The sequence below is a fragment of the Lentzea atacamensis genome (genome assembly GCF_003269295.1).
Classification (GTDB): Bacteria; Actinomycetota; Actinomycetes; order Mycobacteriales; family Pseudonocardiaceae; genus Lentzea; species Lentzea atacamensis.
The window spans coordinates 600457-620404 of sequence record NZ_QLTT01000004.1 but is presented as its reverse complement, the minus strand read 5'-3'; the positions used below and the strand labels follow the sequence as shown (position 1 = coordinate 620404).

General features: G+C 70.4%; 23 protein-coding genes. 10 read left to right on the top strand and 13 right to left on the bottom strand.

The genetic code is table 11. The features are described 5' to 3' along the window. Positions 1-5: 5 nt before the first annotated feature. Together C8D87_RS21815 and C8D87_RS21810 are read right to left on the bottom strand one after the other, a co-directional pair. On the bottom strand, positions 6-836 hold the full coding sequence (locus C8D87_RS21815) for a phosphatase PAP2 family protein (protein ID WP_112228127.1): 831 nt from the start codon (positions 834-836) through the stop codon (positions 6-8). 25 nt (positions 837-861) lie between these two features. Beyond that, positions 862-1197 (bottom strand): hypothetical protein, encoded by a 336-nt coding sequence (locus C8D87_RS21810; protein ID WP_233442227.1) that lies wholly within the window; start codon positions 1195-1197, stop codon positions 862-864. Positions 1198-1215: 18 nt separating this feature from the next. Here C8D87_RS21810 and C8D87_RS21805 point away from each other — a divergent pair, with 18 nt between their 5' ends. Further along, entirely contained in the window at positions 1216-1446 is a 231-nt protein-coding gene (locus C8D87_RS21805) for a heme-binding protein (protein ID WP_233442226.1), read from the top strand. A 7-nt stretch (positions 1447-1453) separates the two neighbouring features. On the opposite strand, the gene C8D87_RS21800 is transcribed toward C8D87_RS21805, so the two are convergent. Beyond that, positions 1454-1774: a hypothetical protein gene (locus tag C8D87_RS21800; protein ID WP_146771821.1), complete on the bottom strand. Its 321-nt coding sequence runs from the start codon at positions 1772-1774 to the stop codon at positions 1454-1456. A 129-nt stretch (positions 1775-1903) separates the two neighbouring features. Between C8D87_RS21800 and C8D87_RS21795 the strand changes: the two genes are divergently transcribed. Both C8D87_RS21795 and C8D87_RS21790 read left to right on the top strand, forming a co-directional pair. Further along, positions 1904-2695 (top strand): class II glutamine amidotransferase, encoded by a 792-nt coding sequence (locus C8D87_RS21795; RefSeq protein WP_215732417.1) that lies wholly within the window; start codon positions 1904-1906, stop codon positions 2693-2695. 77 nt (positions 2696-2772) lie between these two features. Continuing rightward, positions 2773-3360 (top strand): DUF4360 domain-containing protein, encoded by a 588-nt coding sequence (locus C8D87_RS21790; protein WP_112228123.1) that lies wholly within the window; start codon positions 2773-2775, stop codon positions 3358-3360. On the opposite strand, the gene C8D87_RS21785 is transcribed toward C8D87_RS21790, so the two are convergent. After that, a complete protein-coding gene (locus tag C8D87_RS21785) occupies positions 3347-4591 on the bottom strand; it encodes a glycosyltransferase 87 family protein (RefSeq protein WP_146771820.1) in 1245 nt (414 codons plus the stop codon). The genes C8D87_RS21790 and C8D87_RS21785 overlap by 14 nt on opposite strands. A gap of 96 nt (positions 4592-4687) precedes the next feature. On the opposite strand from C8D87_RS21785, the gene C8D87_RS21780 reads away from it, so the two are divergent. Beyond that, positions 4688-5728 carry an acyltransferase family protein gene (locus tag C8D87_RS21780; RefSeq protein ID WP_112228121.1) on the top strand — a complete coding sequence of 347 codons (1041 nt, stop codon included), beginning with the start codon at positions 4688-4690 and terminating at the stop codon, positions 5726-5728. Between the two features lie 261 nt (positions 5729-5989). On the opposite strand, the gene C8D87_RS21775 is transcribed toward C8D87_RS21780, so the two are convergent. Continuing rightward, positions 5990-7720 (bottom strand): L-aspartate oxidase, encoded by a 1731-nt coding sequence (locus C8D87_RS21775; protein ID WP_112228120.1) that lies wholly within the window; start codon positions 7718-7720, stop codon positions 5990-5992. Between the two features lie 129 nt (positions 7721-7849). Between C8D87_RS21775 and C8D87_RS21770 the strand changes: the two genes are divergently transcribed. Then, positions 7850-8446, top strand: coding sequence for a phosphoribosylanthranilate isomerase (locus tag C8D87_RS21770; RefSeq protein WP_109638524.1), 597 nt, complete (start codon positions 7850-7852; stop codon positions 8444-8446). A 159-nt stretch (positions 8447-8605) separates the two neighbouring features. On the opposite strand, the gene C8D87_RS21765 is transcribed toward C8D87_RS21770, so the two are convergent. Beyond that, positions 8606-8968, bottom strand: coding sequence for a DUF4406 domain-containing protein (locus C8D87_RS21765; protein ID WP_233442225.1), 363 nt, complete (start codon positions 8966-8968; stop codon positions 8606-8608). A 49-nt stretch (positions 8969-9017) separates the two neighbouring features. Between C8D87_RS21765 and C8D87_RS21760 the strand changes: the two genes are divergently transcribed. Continuing rightward, a complete protein-coding gene (locus C8D87_RS21760) occupies positions 9018-9758 on the top strand; it encodes a DeoR/GlpR family DNA-binding transcription regulator (protein WP_112228119.1) in 741 nt (246 codons plus the stop codon). Here C8D87_RS21760 and C8D87_RS21755 read toward each other — a convergent pair. Next, on the bottom strand, positions 9745-10890 hold the full coding sequence (locus tag C8D87_RS21755; protein WP_112228118.1) for a HEAT repeat domain-containing protein: 1146 nt from the start codon (positions 10888-10890) through the stop codon (positions 9745-9747). The genes C8D87_RS21760 and C8D87_RS21755 overlap by 14 nt on opposite strands. Before the next feature lie 98 nt (positions 10891-10988). Here C8D87_RS21755 and C8D87_RS21750 point away from each other — a divergent pair, with 98 nt between their 5' ends. Continuing rightward, complete coding sequence (locus C8D87_RS21750; protein WP_112228117.1) at positions 10989-12296, top strand: cytochrome P450; 1308 nt, start codon at positions 10989-10991, stop codon at positions 12294-12296. On the opposite strand, the gene C8D87_RS21745 is transcribed toward C8D87_RS21750, so the two are convergent. The 5 genes from C8D87_RS21745 to C8D87_RS21725 all read right to left on the bottom strand — a co-directional run bounded on the left by C8D87_RS21745 (position 12293) and on the right by C8D87_RS21725 (position 16130). Next, positions 12293-12823: a MauE/DoxX family redox-associated membrane protein gene (locus C8D87_RS21745; protein ID WP_146771819.1), complete on the bottom strand. Its 531-nt coding sequence runs from the start codon at positions 12821-12823 to the stop codon at positions 12293-12295. The two genes, C8D87_RS21750 and C8D87_RS21745, sit on opposite strands and share 4 nt — an antisense overlap. A 187-nt stretch (positions 12824-13010) precedes the next feature. Continuing rightward, entirely contained in the window at positions 13011-13430 is a 420-nt protein-coding gene (locus tag C8D87_RS21740; protein ID WP_109638519.1) for a S26 family signal peptidase, read from the bottom strand. 85 nt (positions 13431-13515) lie between these two features. Beyond that, positions 13516-15348, bottom strand: a complete 1833-nt coding sequence (locus C8D87_RS21735; RefSeq protein ID WP_112228115.1) for an ABC transporter ATP-binding protein — start codon at positions 15346-15348, stop codon at positions 13516-13518. Next, positions 15345-15851, bottom strand: coding sequence for a thioredoxin domain-containing protein (locus tag C8D87_RS21730; RefSeq protein WP_112228114.1), 507 nt, complete (start codon positions 15849-15851; stop codon positions 15345-15347). The genes C8D87_RS21735 and C8D87_RS21730 overlap by 4 nt, the downstream gene beginning before the upstream one ends. Before the next feature lie 72 nt (positions 15852-15923). Beyond that, a complete protein-coding gene (locus C8D87_RS21725; protein WP_109638516.1) occupies positions 15924-16130 on the bottom strand; it encodes a hypothetical protein in 207 nt (68 codons plus the stop codon). A gap of 149 nt (positions 16131-16279) precedes the next feature. Between C8D87_RS21725 and C8D87_RS21720 the strand changes: the two genes are divergently transcribed. Beyond that, on the top strand, positions 16280-18034 hold the full coding sequence (locus C8D87_RS21720; RefSeq protein WP_170166529.1) for an AfsR/SARP family transcriptional regulator: 1755 nt from the start codon (positions 16280-16282) through the stop codon (positions 18032-18034). Here the strand turns inward: C8D87_RS21720 and C8D87_RS21715 are convergent. Next, on the bottom strand, positions 18003-19202 hold the full coding sequence (locus tag C8D87_RS21715) for an amidohydrolase family protein (RefSeq protein ID WP_112228112.1): 1200 nt from the start codon (positions 19200-19202) through the stop codon (positions 18003-18005). The two genes, C8D87_RS21720 and C8D87_RS21715, sit on opposite strands and share 32 nt — an antisense overlap. A gap of 62 nt (positions 19203-19264) precedes the next feature. Here C8D87_RS21715 and C8D87_RS21710 point away from each other — a divergent pair, with 62 nt between their 5' ends. Together C8D87_RS21710 and C8D87_RS46055 are read left to right on the top strand one after the other, a co-directional pair. Next, entirely contained in the window at positions 19265-19753 is a 489-nt protein-coding gene (locus tag C8D87_RS21710; protein WP_215732416.1) for a MarR family winged helix-turn-helix transcriptional regulator, read from the top strand. 22 nt (positions 19754-19775) lie between these two features. After that, a complete protein-coding gene (locus C8D87_RS46055; RefSeq protein ID WP_170166528.1) occupies positions 19776-19913 on the top strand; it encodes a hypothetical protein in 138 nt (45 codons plus the stop codon). Positions 19914-19948: the final 35 nt, after the last annotated feature.

The following is a 19948-nucleotide window of genomic DNA, read 5'->3' as shown; positions in this document are numbered from 1 at the left end:
GGTTGTCAGTGAATTCTCCGCCAGCACGCGAGGAAGGTGAGCGCCGCGAGGAGCGACCCGGCCGACGCGAACGTCCCCGCACCCAGGTAGACCACCCACTCGTCCGCGTCAAGACCCTCTCCGGCCAGCGAAAATCCCCACAGGATCAGGCCGAGCGCCAGCGTCGCCGCGGCGATCAGCGACCAGAACACGACCAGCACGACCCGGCCGGCGCGGCGCGGTCCTGTGTAGACCGTCAGCGACCCCTTGCGCTGCAGCCACCACGAGGCGAGGGCTGCGATGGCGAGCGCGATGCCGTCGGCGGCGAGGGTGTCGCTGAGCCGGTGCCACTTCGCGGTCAGCGTGTACTGGCCGATCGCGGTGGCCCACGGCAGCACGAAGAACAGCATCACGCCGCGCCACTTCCACGGCACGACGATGATCGCGGCGAACAGCACCGTCATCGCGATCGTGGTGTGGCCGCTGGGCAGGCTGTTGTGCGCGTAGCCGCCGGTGACCTCGACCAGGCCCGGCCGCGGCAGCACCCACCGTTTGAGCACCTGCACGACGAGCTGGCCGGCGACGATCACGCCGACCGCCGCGACGGTCAGGTCCCAGCGCTTCCTGAGCACGCCGACGAGGGCCACCGCGACCACTGCCGCCGCCAGCGAGTACACGGTGATCTGGCCGAGCGCGTGCCAGGCGGCGTCCGTTTCGGACACGTCGTCCTGGTCGGCGCCGCGCAACGCCGCGTTCTCGATGGTCTGACCCGCCCGCGTCAGCACCGCCAGCACGTACACGACAGCGGCGAAGACGAAGCCTGCTGCCGCGACCACGGGCCACCGTCGGAGGTTCACGACGGCGAGTGTGCCGCCGTTCGGCCTAGCGCGCCCTCCGAAGATCAATGCGGTGCAGCACGGCGGTGATCGCCAGGTCCACCGCGTACTCGAACTCGGCCTCGCGGTCGAACCGCGCGAGGTGCGGCGCGGCCTCGATGAGCGCGGGCAGCCCACTGGCCGCCAGCGTGCCTTCGCGATCGTTGCTGCCGAACGCCGGAGCCGCCGACACCTCGCGCAGCAGCGTGCCGATCAACGTCGCGAGCAGCATCCGCAGCATGTGCACGGCGTACCCGGTCTCCGCGCCCGCGTCCTTGAGCACCTCCAGCACCGCATTGATCGGCGCGACCGCCTGGGACGAGGCGAGCTGGCGGGTGAGCACGAGCGGGGCCGCCTGCGGGTGCCGCAGCGCCTGGTCGCGGTGTCGTTCAACGCCCCGACCTCGGAGCTCGCGGGGCGGGTCACGGGTCAGGGCGCGACGCTGCGGGACATCCCCGGCACGCTGTTCCTGGGCGGCGGGGTGCCGGTCGCGGTGGACGGCACGTCGATCGCGGGCATCGGGGTCGGCGGCGCCCCGAGCGGTGACCTGGACGAGAAGTACGCGCGAGCGGGCCTCGCGACGATCAGGTAGCGCGTGGTCAGCCCGGCCGTCGTTCGATGGCGTGCCGGGCCACGTGCCTGCCCGGCTCCGGCCGCTTGCCCAGCAGCATCAGGATCACGGCGACGACCAGGCCCAGGGTCGCGAGGCCGGCGGCCACGGTGCGAGCGGCCGGGTGGTCCAGGACCAGGGTGCAGACCGTCAGCGCGAGCACGAGCGCCGCGATCGAGCCGATGACGGCGATGTCCTGGCGTTCCTGGCGCGGCTCGGCCGGCTCGACCCGCTCGACCGGCACGCGCGTTTCGATCGTCTCGAAGTGCTGCTGGTAGGCCGGAGGTCGCACGCCGGGAGGAACCGTCACCCCAGCATGCTGCCCGAGGAGGGCGCGCCGCCGCAAACCTCGCATTTCCGGTGGGGTACGTGTTCCCATGTAGCGCTGGGCAAAGGGAGGTTCGTGATGTGCCGGTGGCTCGCGTATTCCGGTTCGCCGGTGCTATTGGAGGAACTGCTCTACGCGCCGGAGAACTCGCTGGTCATGCAGTCGAAGCACGCCCGGCTGGGCACGACGGCCGTGAACGGGGACGGGTTCGGCATCGGCTGGTACGGCAGCACGAGCACGCCGGGACTGTTCCTGAGCACCGAACCGGCGTGGAACGACCGCAACCTCCGCGAACTGTCCGCGCAGATCACCGTCGACCGGGTCTTCGCGCACGTGCGGGCGTCGACCGGCGGCGCGGTGCAGCGGTCGAACTGCCACCCGTTCCGCCACAAGAACTGGTTGTGGATGCACAACGGGCTCATCGCGAAGTTCCCGCTGGTGCGCCGCGAACTGGCGCTGGCGATCGATCCCGCGCTGTTCCCGCTGATCGAGGGCTCGACGGACTCCGAGATCATGTTCTACCTCGCGGTCAGCTTCGGGCTGGAGCAGGACCCGCCCGGCGCCGTCGCGCGCATGGTCGAGTTCGTCGAGGACGTGGGCAGGCGAGCGGGCGTCGAGTACCCGATCCAGATGACCGTCGCGGTCACCGACGGCTCGACGACCTGGGCGTTCCGCTACTCCAGCCGGGGCAGGTCGCGGACGCTGTTCCACAGCACCGACGTGTCGACGCTGCGGCGCCAGTACCCGGACAACCCGGCGCTGCAGAACGTCGCCGACGACTCCCGGCTCATCGTGTCCGAACCGCTGGGTGACCTGGTCGGAGCCTGGCAGGAGGTGCCGGAGTCCACGTGCGTCGTCGTGCGGCCCGGCGTCGAGGAGGAGCTGCTGCCGTTCAAGCCGTGAATTGTCAGGGAAACGTCAGGTGGATCGGCGCTACCGTCGAATGCTGCCGCCGTCACGGACTCCCTGGAGAGGTTCACATGCTCAACACGGCAGCGGCAGCATTCGTAGCTCTATCCGCCCTCGCACCGGCGGACGTGGCGGAAGAACCCACGGCCGCCATCGACGTCGTGACCGTCAACGGATCGGGTTGCCCGGCCGGTGACGCCGACGTCAAGACGGACGGCAGAACATTCACGATCGGCTACCACACGTTCCTGGCGCGGGCGGGAGGCGGCTCGTCACCCCTCGACATGCGCAAGAACTGCCAGATCAACCTCCGCGTGACCGTGCCGGAGGGCTACACCTACGGCCTGGCGCGCACCACGTACGAGGGCTACACGCACCTGCAGGCAGGCGCGACCGCGCTGAACCGCGTCAACACCTACCTGCAGGGCTCGTCGGCCAACGCCACGGTGACCCACGCGTTCACCGGCCCGTTCAGCGACGACTGGCAGACCTACTACCGCCCGAACTCGGCGGAGATCCAGTGGTCGCCGTGCGGTTCGCCGCGCAACATCAACATCAACGCCGAGGTGCGCGTGACGCTCGGGTCCGCGGATCCGGACCGGCTGAACTTCACGATCGTGGAGACGAGCCGCGGCGTGGTGCGCGTCAAGCGCTGCTGAGCCTGGGTCTGGTGGCGGCCAGCGCCACGAGCGCGCCGATCGCGACCCACGTGTACGCGTCGCCGTAGATGTGCTGCCACCAGGTCCACAACATCTCCTTGTCGCCGGTGTGGGGCAACCAGGTGAACGGATGGAGAAGGCACACCACGACCAGTGCCCCGAGAGTCACCCACGCCCACTTCCGGCGCACGAACCCCAGAGCGAGGAGCGCGGGCACGCACCACACCCAGTGGTGGGACCAGGAGACCGGCGACACGAGCAGTCCCGCCGTCGCGATCGCGGTCAGCGCAACGACGTCGTTGCCCGCCTTGCGCGCGGCCACGACCGCGAGCACCACGACGATCGCCGACAAGAGCACCCACAGCAGCGTTTCGGTGGGCTGGCCGGGGTTGACCCGGTGCAGCACACCGCGCAACGACTGGTTGGCCATGTACGCGAGACCGCCGACGCGGCCGGGGTCGAGCAGCGCGTGGAACCAGTACTCGGCGGAGTCCTTCGGCGCGAGCACGAACCCGGCGCCGGCGAGGCCCGCGAACGTCGCGACCGACGTGAGCGCCGCCCGCCAGTCCCTGCGCACCAGGAAGTACAGCAGGAAGATCAACGGCGTCAGCTTGATCGCCGCGGCCAGCCCGACCAGCACGCCTCTCCACCGGCGGTCGGTGGCGGCCAGGCAGTCCACGACCACGAGCGCCATCAGCACCAGGTTGATCTGTCCGAAGAGGAACGTCGAGATCACCGGTTCCAGTGCCAGGGCGGCGACGGAAACGGCGGCGGTGACCGTCCACACGACGTTCGCCCGCTGCGTGAGCCGTCCGGTGACCAGGAAGCAGACCACGGACAGGCACAGGAAGCTGACGACCACCACGAGCGCGTTCGACGCCCACACCGGCAGGAACGTGAGACCGCTGAAGAGGACAGCGGCTATCGGCGGATAGGTGAACGGCAGGGCCGGCCCGTCCAGCGTTCCCGGAAAGTCGGTGTAGAGCGGAAGCCCCTTCAGCCAGGCGAGTCCGCCAGTGCGGTACACCTGCAGATCGAGGTAGTAGCAGCCTGCCGCGGCCAGGACGATCGGCAGCGCGGCCAGTGCCACGAACCACAGCACACGAGTCGCCTTGCGCGCCTTCACCCACCGGTGCAGCGTGAGGATTCGCCTTCGCCCGGACGCGAACGCATCGGCGGACATCGGCGGTACGTCGTCGACGAGCTGTCTGATCAGCACTGTCTCGTTCACATATGCTTCTTGGCCGCAGCGGTCTTTCGCGTTCCCATCAGGGGAATGTGACCGTCCTCATGGGAACGCCCAGGGCGTCTTCGACCACTAGAGAGCATGACCCATGACGACTTCCTTGGGCTGAAACGCTTTCCCGCGTTGGACGGCGTACGTGCCGTCGCCGCCCTGCTGGTGGTGTTCTTCCACTACGGCGGACCCGGGTTTCTGCAAGGCTGGCTCGGGGTCCAGATCTTCTTCGTGCTGTCGGGATTCCTGATCACCACGCTGCTGCTGCGGGAGCACGCGCGGAACGGGCGGATCTCGCTCGCGCGGTTCTACCGGCGGCGCGCGTTCCGGATCCTGCCGATGTACTTCGTGGTCCTGTTCGTGACGGCGGCCGGGTTGCTGATCGCCGGGCAGCTCTGGCAGAACCCGCTCGGCCGGGACTTCCCGCTGTACCTGGTCTTCTTCAACGAGTTCGGGCACGGCGGCGCGTACGGGCAGTCGTGGTCGCTCGGCGTGGAGCAGAAGTTCTACCTCGTGTGGCCGTTGCTGGCGTTCGTGTTGCTTCCGCGCTGGCGTCCGTGGGTGACGGTCGGGCTGATGACGCTCGCGTTGGTCGTCGTACCGTTCACCGTTTCGTCGGATCCCAAGGGGTGGTCAGTGCACTACTTCACCGTGCTGGTCGGGTGCGCGGTGGCGCTGCTGATGAACAACCGCCGCGGGTTCGCGTTGCTCCGGCCGTTCATGGTGCCCTGGGTGATCGTGCTGTTCATCGGCGTGCACCTGGCCGTTCCGCTGATCTCCAGCGCGCTGGACGGAGCCATCCCCGGTTTCGTGTCGGTGGTGCCGATCTACGCGGTCGCGGCCGGGCTGACGCTGCCCGCGCTGCTCGCTCCCGGCCTGCCCCAGCGGCTGCTGTCGGCTCGCCCGATGGTGTGGCTCGGCGAGCGGTCGTACTCGATCTACCTCGTGCAGTCGATCGCGCACTCCGCGGTGCTGCTGTCGGGGGCATCCGGCCTGCTCATGGCCGTGCTGACGTCGCTGGTCGCGATCGGGATCGCCGATCTGTGCCACCGCTTCGTGGAGCTGCCGATGATCGAGCGAGGCAGGTCGCGCACCCGTGACGTCGTGCAGCGCGACCTCACGGGCGTGTGACCTGCATCAGTTCGTCGGGGACGAGGAGTTGGCGGCACGGAAGCACTTGCGGGCACCGCGGTGACGAACGAGGGGCGGGAGCCCATCCCCGGTGCTCCCGCCCCTCGCCTCACTCGACCAGCTTGCCAACCGTGACGATGTCTCCCACCAGCGACCCGACCAACCCGCGACCACCTCCACGCACCTCACTCAACCAACTCGCCAACCGTGACGACGCCTCCCACCAACGACCCGACCAACCCGCGACCACCTCCACGCACCTCACTCAACCAGCTTGCCGACCGTGTCCACGTCCCTCATGAGCACCGCGATCTCCGCAGGCACCGGAGGGATCTCCTCCCGGTCGACCCAGCCGGGACCCGACCAGACGAGGTTCACCTGCTGCGCGGGATCGAGGTCCGGGTGGTCGGACCGGTTGTGGCAGCCGCGGGTCTCGCGGCGTTCCAGCGCGCACTCCAGGGTCGCGCGCGCCGCCATCGCCGAGGCCTTCAGGTCGAAGGCGTGGGCGAGGTCCTGGTAGCCGGCGAGGTCCGGGTGCACGCCGATGTCGCGGATGCGGTCTTCGAGCTCGTCCAGCTCCGCGAGTCCCTTGCGCAGACCGGCTTCGTCGCGCACGACGCCCGCGTGCTCGGTCATCGTGTTGCGCAAGGACCGTTGCAGGGCACGGACGTTCTCGTGGCCGTCCGCGGACAGCAACGTGTCCACCTCGGCCCGCGCCTCGGCCAGCACGATGCGCGAACGGCGTTGTGCGCCGAGGGAAGCGGAGTACTCGGCGGCCGCCTCGCCCACGATCCGGCCGTACACCAGCAACTCGATGAGCGAGTTGCCGCCGAGCCGGTTCGCGCCGTGCAGGCCGCTGGACGCCTCGCCGATCGCGTACAGGCCCTCCACGCCCGTCGAGTGGTCGTCCGGCGACACCCACACGCCGCCCATCGAGTAGTGCGCGGTCGGGGCGATTTCCATCGCCTCGCGGGTGATGTCCTTCATCTGCAGTTCGAGCAGCGTCTGGTAGACCCGCGGCAGCCGGCGCATGATCTGCTCGCGCGGCAGGTGCGAGACGTCCAGCCACACGCCACCGTTCGGGGTGCCGCGGCCCTCCTTGATCTCGGTGTACGCCGCGAGCGCCACTCTGTCGCGTGTGGACAGTTCCATGCGTTGCGGGTCGTAGCGGGACATGAACCGCTCGCCCAGCGCGTTGGTCAGCACGCCACCTTCACCGCGGGCCGCCTCCGACACCAGGGTGCCGGCCGCGTTCTCCGGTTCGAGCAGGCCGGACGGGTGGAACTGCACCAGCTCGGGATCACGGATACGTCCGCCGGCCAGCGCTGCCAGGCGGAACGAGTCGCCGGTGTTCTCGTCGCGGCGCGAGGAGGTGCGCCGCCAGATCCGCGTGTGGCCACCGGCGGCGAGGATCACCGCGTCGGCGTGGAACACGTGGCGCGTGCCGGTGTTCAGGTCGAACCCGTACGCGCCGAAGACCACGTTGTCCCGCACCAGGATCTGCGTGATGTAGCAGGAGTCGTGGATGGGGATGTTCAGCTGTGCGGCCCGGTTCACGAGGGTGCGCTGGATCTCCAGACCGGTGTAGTCACCGGCGAACGAGGTGCGGCGGAAGGTGTGCGCGCCGAAGAACCGCTGGGAGATCCGGCCGTCGGCCTCGCGCGCGAACGGCATGCCCCAGCGTTCCAGGTCCTCGATGCCCCGCGGGGCCTGTTCCGCGACGATCCGCACGATGTCCGGGTTCGCGAGGAGATAGCTCTCCTTGATGGTGTCGGCGGCGTGCTGCTGCCACGTGTCGGTGGGGTCCATCGTCGCCAGCGCCGCGTTGATGCCGCCCGCCGCGAGCGCGGTGTGCGCGTCGGCCTTGGGGCGCTTGCCGACGACGAGCACGTCGACACCGCGCTCGGCCAGCTCGATCGCGGCGCGCAGTCCCGCGCCGCCGGTGCCGATCACCAGCACTGACGTGGCTGTCTGATGTTCAGGGTGCGTCATCGCGGCCTCCGTTGCCCGTGTCTCTACAAGTAGGACCAGGCGGCGCGACGATGTGTGACTGTTAGCTGCGCGACAGGTGAACACGGCCACACGGCATTCGCACTCTGATGGAGTCTTAGGATTCGTGGTGTGTTCGTGAAGCTCTGTGGTCTGCGCACCGAGTCCGACGTCGCCGTGGCCGTCGAGGCCGGGGCCGACGCCGTCGGTTTCGTCCTGACCACCAGCCCTCGTCAGATCGACGCCGGCCTGGCGCGCGGGCTCGTCGCGGCGGTGCCGGCGCACGTCCTCACCGTCGCCGTGGTGCGCGGCATCACGGCCGCGGAAGCCGGTGAGCTGGCGCTGCGGACCGGCGTTCAGGCGCTGCAGCTGCACGGCGACTACCCGAAGGAAGCGTTCGACGAGCTGGCCCCGCAGCCGTTCCAGCTGATCAGGGCGACCGCGCTAGGGCCGGGCACCGACGTGCGCACCGGCGCGTTCGGCGAGGAGCTGCTGCTGATCGACTCCCCCGTCGCGGGCTCCGGTGAGCAGTGGGACATCACGAAGCTCCGGGACAACCGGCCCACCGGCAGGTGGGTGCTGGCGGGCGGGCTGGCACCGGAGACGGTCGCCGGGGCGATCGGCGTGGCTGCGCCGTGGGGCGTCGACGTGTCCAGCGGCATCGAATCGAGCCGTGGCGTCAAGGACCACGGCCGGATGCGTGAGTTCGTCGCCGCAGCCCGCGGCTGAGACACGTCAGCCGGCGACTCGTTCCCCGGCGCGGAAGACCGCGCGCACGTCCAGCAGCGCGGCGAGGTCTCCGCGGGTTCCCCGCCACTGCGAGCGGATCGGCGTCGTGGCCGTCCTCGGCGTCCGCGTCCCAGAACCGGATCGTGCGCTCCCCGCGAGCTAGGCCGCGCGGTAGCCCGGGATGTCCTCCACCTTCTCGTAGACCGGCAGACCGCGCTCCCTGGCGATCCGCACGTCCTGGTCCGCGCCGGTCGACTCACCGGGCAGCCGCAGCACCGCGTCGCAGTGCTCCAGCAGCCGTTCGGCGGTCGGGTACATGATCTCCGCCGCGATCGGGTCCATCGGCGAGCTCCCGCCCGCACCGCGCAGCACCGGCAACGCCACCCATTCGCCGATCATCGGCACGTGCCCGCTGCGGAAGATCGGCCACGCGGCCTCCTCCAGCCGGGCGAGGTTGCGCGCCATCAGTTCGGGGTCGTCCCCGGTGCCCGAGCGGTAGGGCCCTGCGATCAGAATCAGCATGCGATCAACCATAGTGTGCAACACTCGGCAAAAACAAGGAGAAACGTGCATGCTCGCCGCCCAACGCCGTGACCTGCTGCTCGAACGCCTGCGCACCGAAGGCCGGATCGTCGCCAAGGACCTCGCCGCCGAGGTCGGCATCTCCGAGGACACGATCCGCCGCGACCTGCGCGATCTCGCGGCAGCGGGCCTCTGCCAACGCGTGTACGGCGGCGCGCTGCCCATCTCCCCCGCGATCGCCGACTACGCGACGCGCCAAGAGGTATCGGTCGACGGCAAGCAACGAGTCGCACGAGCAGCGGCGGCGTTGATCGAGCCCGGCGCCACCGTGATCCTCGACGGCGGCACGACCACCCTCGCCGTGGTGCGCGCGCTACCGCTCGACCTGCAGGCCACGGTCGTCACACACAGCCCGACGATCGCGAGCGCGCTGGAAGAACACCGCGACGTGGATGTCTACGTGATCGGTGGCCGGTTGTTCAAACACTCGATGGTCGCCTGCGGCGCCGCCGCCGTGGAGGCCGCGCGGGGTGTGCACGCCGACCTGTTCCTGCTCGGCGTCACGGGCGTGCATCCGGAGGCGGGGCTGACCACCGGCGACGCGGACGAGGCCGCGATGAAGCGCGCGCTCGCCCACCAGGCGGCCGACACGTACGTGCTTGCCAGTTCGGAGAAGATCGGCACCGCGTCCCGGTTCGGCGTGCTGCCGTTCAGCGAGGTCGCCGGAGTGGTCACGGACGCGGACAACGCGGTCGTGCGAGCGCTGGAGGTGCCGGTCATCCGCGCGTGATTTCCAGAAAACCCTTGGGAGAGCCATAGGTGCGGCCGCACTGGGTCAGGGCGAGGACGCCGTGCCCCTCCACGTCGCCGTCGAAGTACGTGGGGTCGACCGACAACTCCTCGGCCACCTCGGTCGCCCAGATGTCGTCGAGATCGTCGTTCTCGTCGCTCCAGTCGTGCGGCAGTCCCCTGCCCTCCTCGACATCGAGCTCGCCGATCTGCTCCTCCGGCTTGAACGCGTCGTAGTAGCGGACGACCTCGCCGCTTTCCGCGATGCACCACGCCGTCCAGCCGTCCCCACAGCTCATGCCGTAGTGGTGCGCCTCGCCGAACACCGCGCTCAGCACCGCGCAGATCTCGTGCACCGGCCTTTCCGCGTGCGCGAACGGTTCGCCGAACACCAACGTCCAGCCGTCCCACGCGCCCGTGACGTAGACCCGCGCACACTCCACGTGCTCGTCGGCCTTGGACCACGCGTGGTGGTCGTTGTTCCACGCCGCGCCGCCCAGCACCTTCGTCACCGGTGTCGGGTCCTGCAGTCCGCAGACCTCGAGCACGGCGGCCTGGTTGTCGGTTTTGATCGCGTACCAGCCACCGCAGAGATGCATCTCCTCGGAGCCGTACATCTCTTCTTCGATCTTGACGCGGATGTACCGCTCGATCATCCGGCGGTCCGCCGCCGACATCGCGTCCGGGCCGGCGACCTCGACGATTCCGGCGAGCGCTCCCCGGCGCGTCGCACCCTTGGCCGTGCGGCGCGTCTCGTGCAGCAGTGGCAACACGTCCGGGCCCATGGTTCCGAACGCCCACAACGCTTCCTGCCGCACGTAGTGGTCCTGGTCGGCCAGCAACGGCAGCAGTTCACGCGCGTACCGCAGTGCCTTCTCGCCGCGGAACATGCTCGCGGCCACCCGGCGCACCGCCGCGTGCGGGTGGCGGGCCGCGGCCAGGTAGACCTCGTCGGCGGCGTCGAGCAGGGAGAACACCCGGCACGCCGACTGCACGGCCTGGCCGTCACCGGACGTGGCGATCAGTTCCGCTATTTCGTCGAACGACGTGATGCCGTGCTCTGTCACGAAGTCCTCGGCCTCGCGCCGGTGGTCCTCGTGCGTCATGCGGTCGAGCAACGCCCGGATCTCCATGGCGCGGCAGGGTACTCGTTGGTCCGAAGTGGACTTCCGATTCGGCCGGACGGACCACCCTTGACTCGTCGCCCCGCAGCAGGAACGCTGCGGAACTGATGAGTACCTCAACTCTCGCGGAGGAGCACGTCAAACCGGTGGTGCGCTGGGGCATCGGCCACGCGCTGCCACGGGCGGTACTGCGCCTGGCAGCCCGCCGCGGCGACCTGCAGGGCCGCATCACCGTCGAGGCGTCCACGGGCGCCGACCTCACCGGACTGTTCGACGAGATCCGCGCGCGCGGCCCGCTCGCCGCCACCAAGGTCGGCCACACCACGACCCGGCACGCGATCGTCAGGGACGTCCTCGCCGACGACGCCTTCGTGACGACCCGCCCCCGCTTCGGCGCCGGCATCCTCGGCAAGCTCGCCGCCTGGTCCGCCTCCGAGGTCACCCACCCCGTGCAGCCGCCGTCGCTGCTGGTCGTCGAACCGCCGGCGCACACCCGCTACCGCAAGCTCGTCACCCGCGTCTTCACCGCCCGCGCCGTGGAACAGCTTCGCGAGCGCACCCAGGCGATCGCCGACGAGCTGCTGGACGGCCTGGATCCGGCGAACCCGGTCGACCTCATCGAAACGTACTGCGGCCTGCTGCCGGTCACCGTCATCAGCGAGATCCTCGGTGTACCACCACAGGAACGCGCGACGGTCCTCGCCCTCGGCGCGGCGGCCGCCCCGAGCCTCGACCTGGGCCTGTCGTGGCGCGTCTTCCGCAACGTCGAGTCCACGCTGAACACGTTCGACGCCTGGCTCACGCGCCACCTCGACGCCTTGCGCGCCAACCCCGGCGACAACCTCCTCAGCCGCCTCATCGCCGCGCGCGAGGACGGCGCCGGTCTCACCGAGCGCGAGCTCAAAGCCACGGCGGGCCTCGTCCTGGCCGCAGGTTTCGAAACCACGGTCAACCTCCTGGGCAACGGCATCGCGTTGCTGACGCAGCACCCGGACCAGCTCGCCACCCTCCGCGCCAGGCCAGAGCTGTGGAGCAACGCCGTCGACGAGATCCTCCGCTTCGACCCGCCGGTCCTGCTGACCGGCCGCATGTGCTCGCGCGACACGACGATCGCCGGCATCCCCGTGCGGCGCGGCCAGCTCGTCACCACCGTGCTCGCCGGGGCCAACCGCGACCCGGAGGTCTTCGAGCGACCGTCGGCGTTCGACATCACCCGCCAGAACGCCCGCGACCACGTGTCGTTCGGCGCCGGTCGCCACTACTGCCTCGGGGCCCAGCTCGCGCGGATGGAGGGCGAGATCGGGCTGCGCACCGTGTTCGAGCGGTTCCCCGGCCTGCGGCTGCTGACCGGTGCGCGCCGCCGTCCGACCCGCATCCTGCGCGGCTTCGAACGCCTGCCGGCGAGCCTCGGCTAGACGGGACCGGCGACGAGGTCGGCCAGGTCGTCGAACCGCACCACCAGCACCGCGCCCACCGCGCCGACGGCCGCGGCCAGCCACAGCGCGGCGGGATCGGTCGCCGAGTCCACAAGGGACAGTGCGGCCAGGCCGGCCGCGGCCACCGCCAGGAGGAAGGCGTTGCGCACGATGTGCCGGTGCGCGAGCGTGGTGCGAGCGCGCCCGAAACACCGGCACACCGCGCCGGACCGCCGTGACACCGCGCGCCACACCACGGCGGTCAGCACACCGAACACGCCCACCGCCAGCGCCAGACCGGCGACGGCGGGCCAGTACCCGGTGAAGACGGACGCGAGCAGCAGCGCGGCGGTCGCGAACTCCGCCACGACCGTCAGCACCGCGAAGAGACGCGTCCACCGCGCGGGAATCCCGAACGCCGGCACCGACGCGACGAACTCGGCGTAGTCGGACCTGCTGCGGACCTTGCTCACCGCGGAGACCAGCAGGACGATTCCGCAGAGGACCACAGCACCCGTGCTCAGCAAGATTTCACCTCTGACATCACTTCGCCCCCGTCCGATCGGCCTCAACACGACACCGCGCAGAACGAGCCCGCACAAGGTCCATCACACCCGCACTCAACACCGCATCACCCCTGCCCGATCGGCCTCAACACGACACCGCGCAGAACGAGCCCGCACAAGGTCCATCACACCCGCACTCAACACCGCATCACCCCTGCCCGATCGGCCTGAGCACGACACCGATCAACGCGTCCGCCGGGAGATAGCCCAGCCGCCGGGAGTCGTTGCTGCGCGCGAGGTTGTCACCGAGCACCAGCAGGCGATCCGCCGGGACCCGCGGCCCCGGCACCGGGATCTCCGGCGGCACGGGATCACCCGGCACCGCCGCGGCGCGTTTCACCATGCGGCCTCCCGTCGGGTCGTCCGGCGTGGCGCTGTCCACCTGCACGACCACGACCTGGCCGGCGCGGACGCGGTCGAGCCCGGCCCGGCGGACCAGCAACCGGTCGCCCGAGCGGTAGGTCGGTTCCATGCTGACGCCGCGCACCGTGACCACGAGCAAGCGGCTGCGCAACACGAGCAGCCAGGCCACAAGGGCGAGAACGGCGAAAGACGCCACCCAGATCATCCGGTCACCACCCAGTCACATTTTGGAGCCTGCAAGCGGAAGGACCGCGAACGGCCGTCACCGAACGACACGGAGCCCACCCAGTTCATCCGGTCACCACCTCGTCGTATCCCGAAGCCTGCAAGCGGAAGAGCCGTGCGTAGTCGCCGCCCAGCGCCAGCAGTTCGTCGTGCGTGCCGAGCTCCGAGATCTGCCCGCCGGTGAGGACCGCGATCACCCCGGCGTCGCGGATCGTGCCGAGCCGGTGCGAGATCAGCACGCTCGTCGCACCCTCGCGGTGCCGGCGCAGGCTGCTGTGCACCTCGTGCTCGGCCTGCGCGTCCAGGCCGGAGCTGGGTTCGTCCAGGATCATCAGGTCCCTGCGGTCGCGCAGGAACGCCCGTGCGAGCGCGAGCCGTTGCCACTGGCCGCCGGAGAGCAGCACGCCGGTCTCCGGGTCCTCACGGTCGGCCTCGTCGAAGAACATGCGCGACAGCAACGTGTCGTAGCCGCGGGGCAATGCCGTCACCGCGTCGTGCGCGCCCGCCCGCTGTGCCGCCGCGACGGCGCGACCGCGGTCGTCCATTGAGGACACGTCGCCCACGCCGATGTTCTCGGCGGCGCTGAGGTCGTAGCGCATGTAGTCCTGGAAGACCGCGCCGATGTGCGCGCGCAGGTCCTCGGGTGAGAAGGAGCGCAGGTCGACGCCGTCCCACAGGATCGCGCCGCGGCAGGGGTCGTAGAACCGGCACAGCAGCTTGACGATCGTCGACTTCCCCGCGCCGTTCAGGCCGACCAGCGCGAACGCGCTGCCGTGCGGGATCGTCAGGTTCACCCCGCACAGCACCCACGGCTGGTCGTCGGCGTAGCGGAACCACACGTTGCGCAGCTCGATGCCGTGCCGCAGCGGCGGAACCGGTTGCGGCACAGCGGCCACGGGCAGGTCCGCCGGCTGTGACTCGATCTCCCGGTAGTGGTGGAACAGCAGCACCGAGTGGTGCGCGGAGGCGAGGTTGTGCACCAGGCTCTGCGACGCGCTCTGCACCCCGGCGACGGCGGCCACGAACATCGCGACGTCACCGATCGACAGCGATCCGGCGGCGGCGAGCCACACCGACCAGACCAGCCCGGCGGCCGACACCAGCGCGGTCAGGCCGGCGAGCAGCCCTCGAACCCGCGCGTCACGCCGGTCCTGTCCTTCCACGACGGCGTGCGCCGCGGTCAGCTCCACGAGCATGCGGCGCCGGAAGAGGTCGCCGAGCCCGAGCAGCCGCAGTTCCTTCGCCGCGTCGAGGCTCGACAACAGCTCCGCGTAGAACACCTCACGCCGCTCGGCTGGGGTGATCGACCACAGCACCTCGGCCCTGGCCCGGCTGAGCCGCAGGTGGGCGATCAGCGCGGGCACGGCGGCGAGCAGCACGATCACCGCCATGCCGGCGTTCAGCACAACCAGCGTGCCGAGGAACCCGCCCGCCGTCACGGCAGCCTGCACCGCGCCCAGACCGTCGTCGACGAGCTGACCGGGACCGCTGCGGCCGGTCTGCTGCGCCAGCTGGAGCTTGTCGCGGAAACGCGGATCCTCCATGCGCGCCAGGCCGGTGAGCCTGCCCATCGCCTGGTACAGGCGGTCCATCGTCAGCACCGCGACGGCGCGGTCCAGCCGTTGCTTGAGGTACTCCGTCGCGACCGGCAGCAGGCCGCTGACCAGGCCGGTCACCGCCAGCGCGACGGCCCACGGCACCAGCGTCGCCCAGCCGCCGTCCGCGGCGAGACCGTCCAGCAGGATCTTGGTGCACCACGCCGCCGCGAGCGGCACGACGCCGCCGAGCAGGCAGAGCACCACGTACACCGGTGTGCCCGCCGGCGACGCCGTCCTCGTCAGGCCGAAAGCGCTGACCAGGAGCGACAGCACCCGGCGGGCGCCGAGCTCGGTGTTCACCGGGTCGCGTGAACCGGCAGCGCTGACATCTCCCAGCCGCTCGCCACGACGGTCGCGTCGCTGTCGATCAGGCACACCGCCGGGTAGCCGGTCGTGCCGAACGCGTTGTGCAGCGGGCCGCCCATCTCCTCGACGACGACCTCGGCCACCTCGCCGAGGCGCACCACCATGTCGGTGACCTCCTCGGCACCTCCCGCGGCGACCGCGAGCACCTTGCCGCGGTGGCCGGTGGCGTACTCGATGAACTGGGGCATGCGTTCCTTGCACGGCTCGCAGTTCGGGGAGAAGAAGCCGACCAGCGCACCGGAGACGTCCACATCGGACAGTTCGATGCGGGAGCCGGCGGGCAGCATGATGTCCGGTTCGGCCGCCGCCTGCTTCTCCCGCAGGTCGCGCAGCGCCTCGTTCTGCTCGCGCAACCGCCGGATGATGCCGAAGCTCAGCAACAGGTCCAGCACGCACAGGATTCCGACGACCACGACCGCGGCGGTCAGCACTGACATGAGAAGTCTCCGAAGTTAGAGGGGAACGGGAAGCCGTGAGTGGCGAGACGCGTCACCACTCACGGCATCTGGTCACGCGCCGCAGATCCGGAAGACCGTGCACGGGCCACAGGTGACCCTGCACGCGCCGTTGTACGAGCAGCGCTGGCGGAAGTCACTGCGTTCACGGCAGTAGCAGTGCTTGTAGAACGGGTCGGGCGGGCAGGCCGCGCCCACGTCCACCTTTGCCACGAACATGCCGAGCAGCTTGTCGCTGAGCGACTCCAACGTCTTGCGCATGTGTCGCGCTCCCTCACTTCCTCCGCGCCGGGTGGCGTCGGTGGCGTCAACGTAGGAAAAGCGGGTACACGGCGGCGCCCAGCGCGGATACACGTCCGCGTGTATGTCGTGTCGGCGTTGTGTCAGCGGCCCCGGTCAGGATCACCGGCGTGTCAGTCGAGTTCAGGATTCTGGGGAGAATCGAGGTGCGCGCCCGCGGCACGAACGTCGCGCTCGGCTCGCTCAAGCAACGCCTCCTGCTCGCCACGCTGCTGCTCAACCCAGGTCGGCCGGTGCCGATCCGCAGGCTGGTCCGCGCGCTGTGGGCGGACGAGCCGCCGATGTCCGCGGTGGCCAACCTCCGCACGTACGCCAATCGGCTGCGCCAGGTGCTTCCCGATGGAGCACAGCGCATCGCCGGACGGCAGGCGGGGTACGAGCTCACGCTGCGGCCGGGCGAGCTGGACCTGCACCTGTTCACCGAACGGGCCGACGCGGGCAGGACCGCGCTGTCCCGCGGTGATCACGCGGCGGCCGCGCGTCATCTCGGTGAAGCGCTTTCCGCGTGCCGGGGCGCGGTGCTGGAGGACTTGGCGGACAACGAGGCGCTCGCCGCGTTGGTCGCACCGGTCGAGGAGCTGCGGCTGGCGGTGACCGAGGACCACTTCGACGCGCGGCTGGGCCTCGGCGAGCACCGCGAGCTGATCACGCCGCTGCGCGAGTTCGCGGCGGAGCACCCGTTGCGGGAACGGCCGCGGGCGCACCTGGTGACCGCGCTGTACCGGGCGGGCGACCTGGCGGGAGCTCTCGCCGTCTTCACCGACTACCGCAGGGTGATCGCCGACCGTCTCGGCCTGGAGCCCTCACCGGAGCTCGTCAAGCTGCACCAGGCGGTGCTCGACCGCGATCCGGGACTGACCGCGGCCAGCACCGTGCGTGCCTCCTCCTTCCGCGCACCGAAAGAGCTTCCGGCGCCCTGCCGGTCGTTCAGCGGCCGCGAGCAGGAGGTGGCGCGGCTGCAGGCCTTGCTCTGCGGCACCACGCCCACCGCGGCCGTGGTGCACGGCCAGTGCGGCGTCGGCAAGAGCGCGCTGGCACTGGAGGTCGCGCACCGCATAACGCCGATGTTCCCCGACGGCCAGCTCTACATCGACCTCCGGCAGGCGACGCGCGTCCCCCATCGGCTGCTGCGGCACCTCGGGGTCTCCGACGTACCGCACGCGGTGGACGAGGCCGCCGCCCTGCTGCGGTCCCGGCTGGCCGACCAGGCGGTGCTCGTGGTGCTCGACGGCGCGACCGACCCCGCACCGCTGCGTGAGCTGATGCCCGCGACCGGCCCGTGCGCGGTGCTGATCACCAGCCGGGCACCGCTCCTGCTGGACGGCGCGGAACACCTCCGGCTCAGCCCTCTGTCCGATGTGGACGGACTGGAACTGCTCACGCGACTGGTGCCGAGGGCATCGGCAGAACCCGGTGCCGCCGCCCGGATCGTCCAGTGCTGTCACGGAATCCCGCTGGCGCTGCAGATCGCGGGCGCCATCCTAGCGCACCGCCCCGCCCGTCCGCTGGCCTGGCTGGCCCGCCGGCTGGACCCCGACTGGCGGAGGCTCGCCGAGCTCAGCTTCGGCGGCGAGTCGGTCCGCGCCGCCTGCGCCGCGGCGTTCAGCGCCGTCGACGACCCGCTGGCGGCCAACGCGTTCCGGCTCCTCGGCCGGTACGAGCTGTGCGACGCCGCCACCGCCGCCGGCGAGCTGGGCGCGGACCCGCTGGAGACCGAGGCCGCGCTGGACCACCTGGTCGACCTCGGTCTCGCCGAGTGGAGTGACGGCGACACCTACCGGTTGCCCGGACTGATGCGCCTCTTCGCCGCGGAGCTGGGCCCGTCGAGACGCACTACCGCTTCAGGCGTGCCACGACATCCCTGACGGCACCGGCCACGTCCTGCGTCTCCGCCTCCACACCACCGACGAACACCTTCTCGAGGTTGCCGGGGTGTGCGGCGGTGACGAGGGCTGCGACCGGGTCGTGGGTACCGAGGAGGTTGAGGTCGTCAGCCCGCAGCACCACCAGATCCGCGTGCTTGCCCACGCCGAGCGACCCGACCCGATCGGCCATGCCGATCGCCGCCGCACCTTCGATGGTCGCCATCCGCAACACGTCCGCGGGCGTGACGTGCACTCCCTCGCTCAGATGCGTGGAGAGCAACGCGGCGCGCATGAGGGAGAACATGTCCCCCGCGACGGCCGTCACCGTGTCGACACCGAGGCCGGTCGGCACGCCGAACGCGCGAGTGCGGCGCACCATCGGCACGCCGTGCCCCATCACCGCTTCGACGGCGGGCGCGATCGACACGCCCGCACCGGCCTCGGCGACCAGCTTCAGCTCGTCGTCGCCGAGCTCGTTGCCGTGCACGAACGTGGTGTTCGCGTCGAGCAGGCCCCTGTCGCGCAGTGCCGAGATCGGGTTCCCCTTCCCGGCGACGTGCGTGACCACGCGCATTCCCAGCGACCGGGCGAGCAGCCAGTCCCGCTCCACGACGCCGATGTCCGAAAAGGACGGTCCGAGCGGCGCCAGTGCGATGTCGACCAGCCCGCCGCCCAGCGCGGCGCCACGCCGCACGTCCTCTTCCGCGCAGGCAGGGCCGAAGACCGGCTGACCGTAGCCGTACATCGCGCGGACGCCGGACTCCCGCAGCCCTCGCACGGCGGCCTCGGCGTGGCCGAAGGTCGGCGCGAACGAGAAGTCCTGCACCGTCGTGATCCCGGACGCCATGCACTCGAGCGCACCCGCGAGCGTCCCGATCCTCAGCTCGTCCGGTGAGAGGACCGCCTGGACCGGCATCAGCATCCGCTCCAGGTACTCGCCGAGCGTCATGTCAGCGCAGAACGACCGCATCAGCACCTGCCACAGGTGCCGATGCGTGTCGACGAAACCGGGCAGCACGATCCGGTCCGTGCAGTCGATCACCGTCGCCGCGGGCAACCCCTTGCCGACCGCGGCGATCCGGCCGTCCGACACCAGCACGTCGGTGCCGGGCATGACCACGACCGGATCGGTGTCGATCACCAGCGCGTTGCGCAGCACGAAGTCCATGGAATCCCCCTCACTCGAAAGCTTTCTTAAAAGCTATCACGGTGTGCAATAGGCTTTGACCTGTGACGGATCGTGTGGATGAGCTGATGGACCGGTGGCGGGCGGAGCTCCCGGAAGCCCTCGTGGCGAGCTCGGAGCTCGGCAAGCGCGTGATGGTGCTGTCGGGACTGCTCGGCGAGGCCACCCGCGCCACCGTGACCGGGTTCGACCTGACCGGCGCCGACTTCGACGTGCTGGCAGCCCTGCGCCGCAGTGGGAAGCCCTACCGGCTCAAGGCGAACGAGCTCAGCCGCTCACTGCTGCTCTCGACCGGCGGCACGAGCAACGTGGTGAACCGCCTCGTGAGCCGCGGCCTGGTGGAGCGGGAGCCGGACCAGACCGACGGCCGCAGCACCTTCGTGCGCCTCACCCCGCGCGGCCGGTCGGTCGCCGAGGAGGTCGTGATCGCGAACAGCAAGGCGCACGACGAGGTGCTGTCCGCGGTCCCCGCCGAGCTGCTCGACAACGCCACGGCCGCGTTGCGCGAGCTGTTCCGGCACCTTCCGCGCTGATCAGGCCACCAATGGCCGGTCCATGGCCTGTTCCACGGGCCACTTCTCGGACTACGGCGACGGCAGCGGCTGGGCGCCGGGCTGCGCCGGCAAGCACGCCGAGGAGCCGTGCGTGCAGGCCGGCATGAACCACCTCGTCGGGTTGATCATGAGGCGTTGATGGGCCCTGACGTGCGACGTTCGGCGTGAACCGAA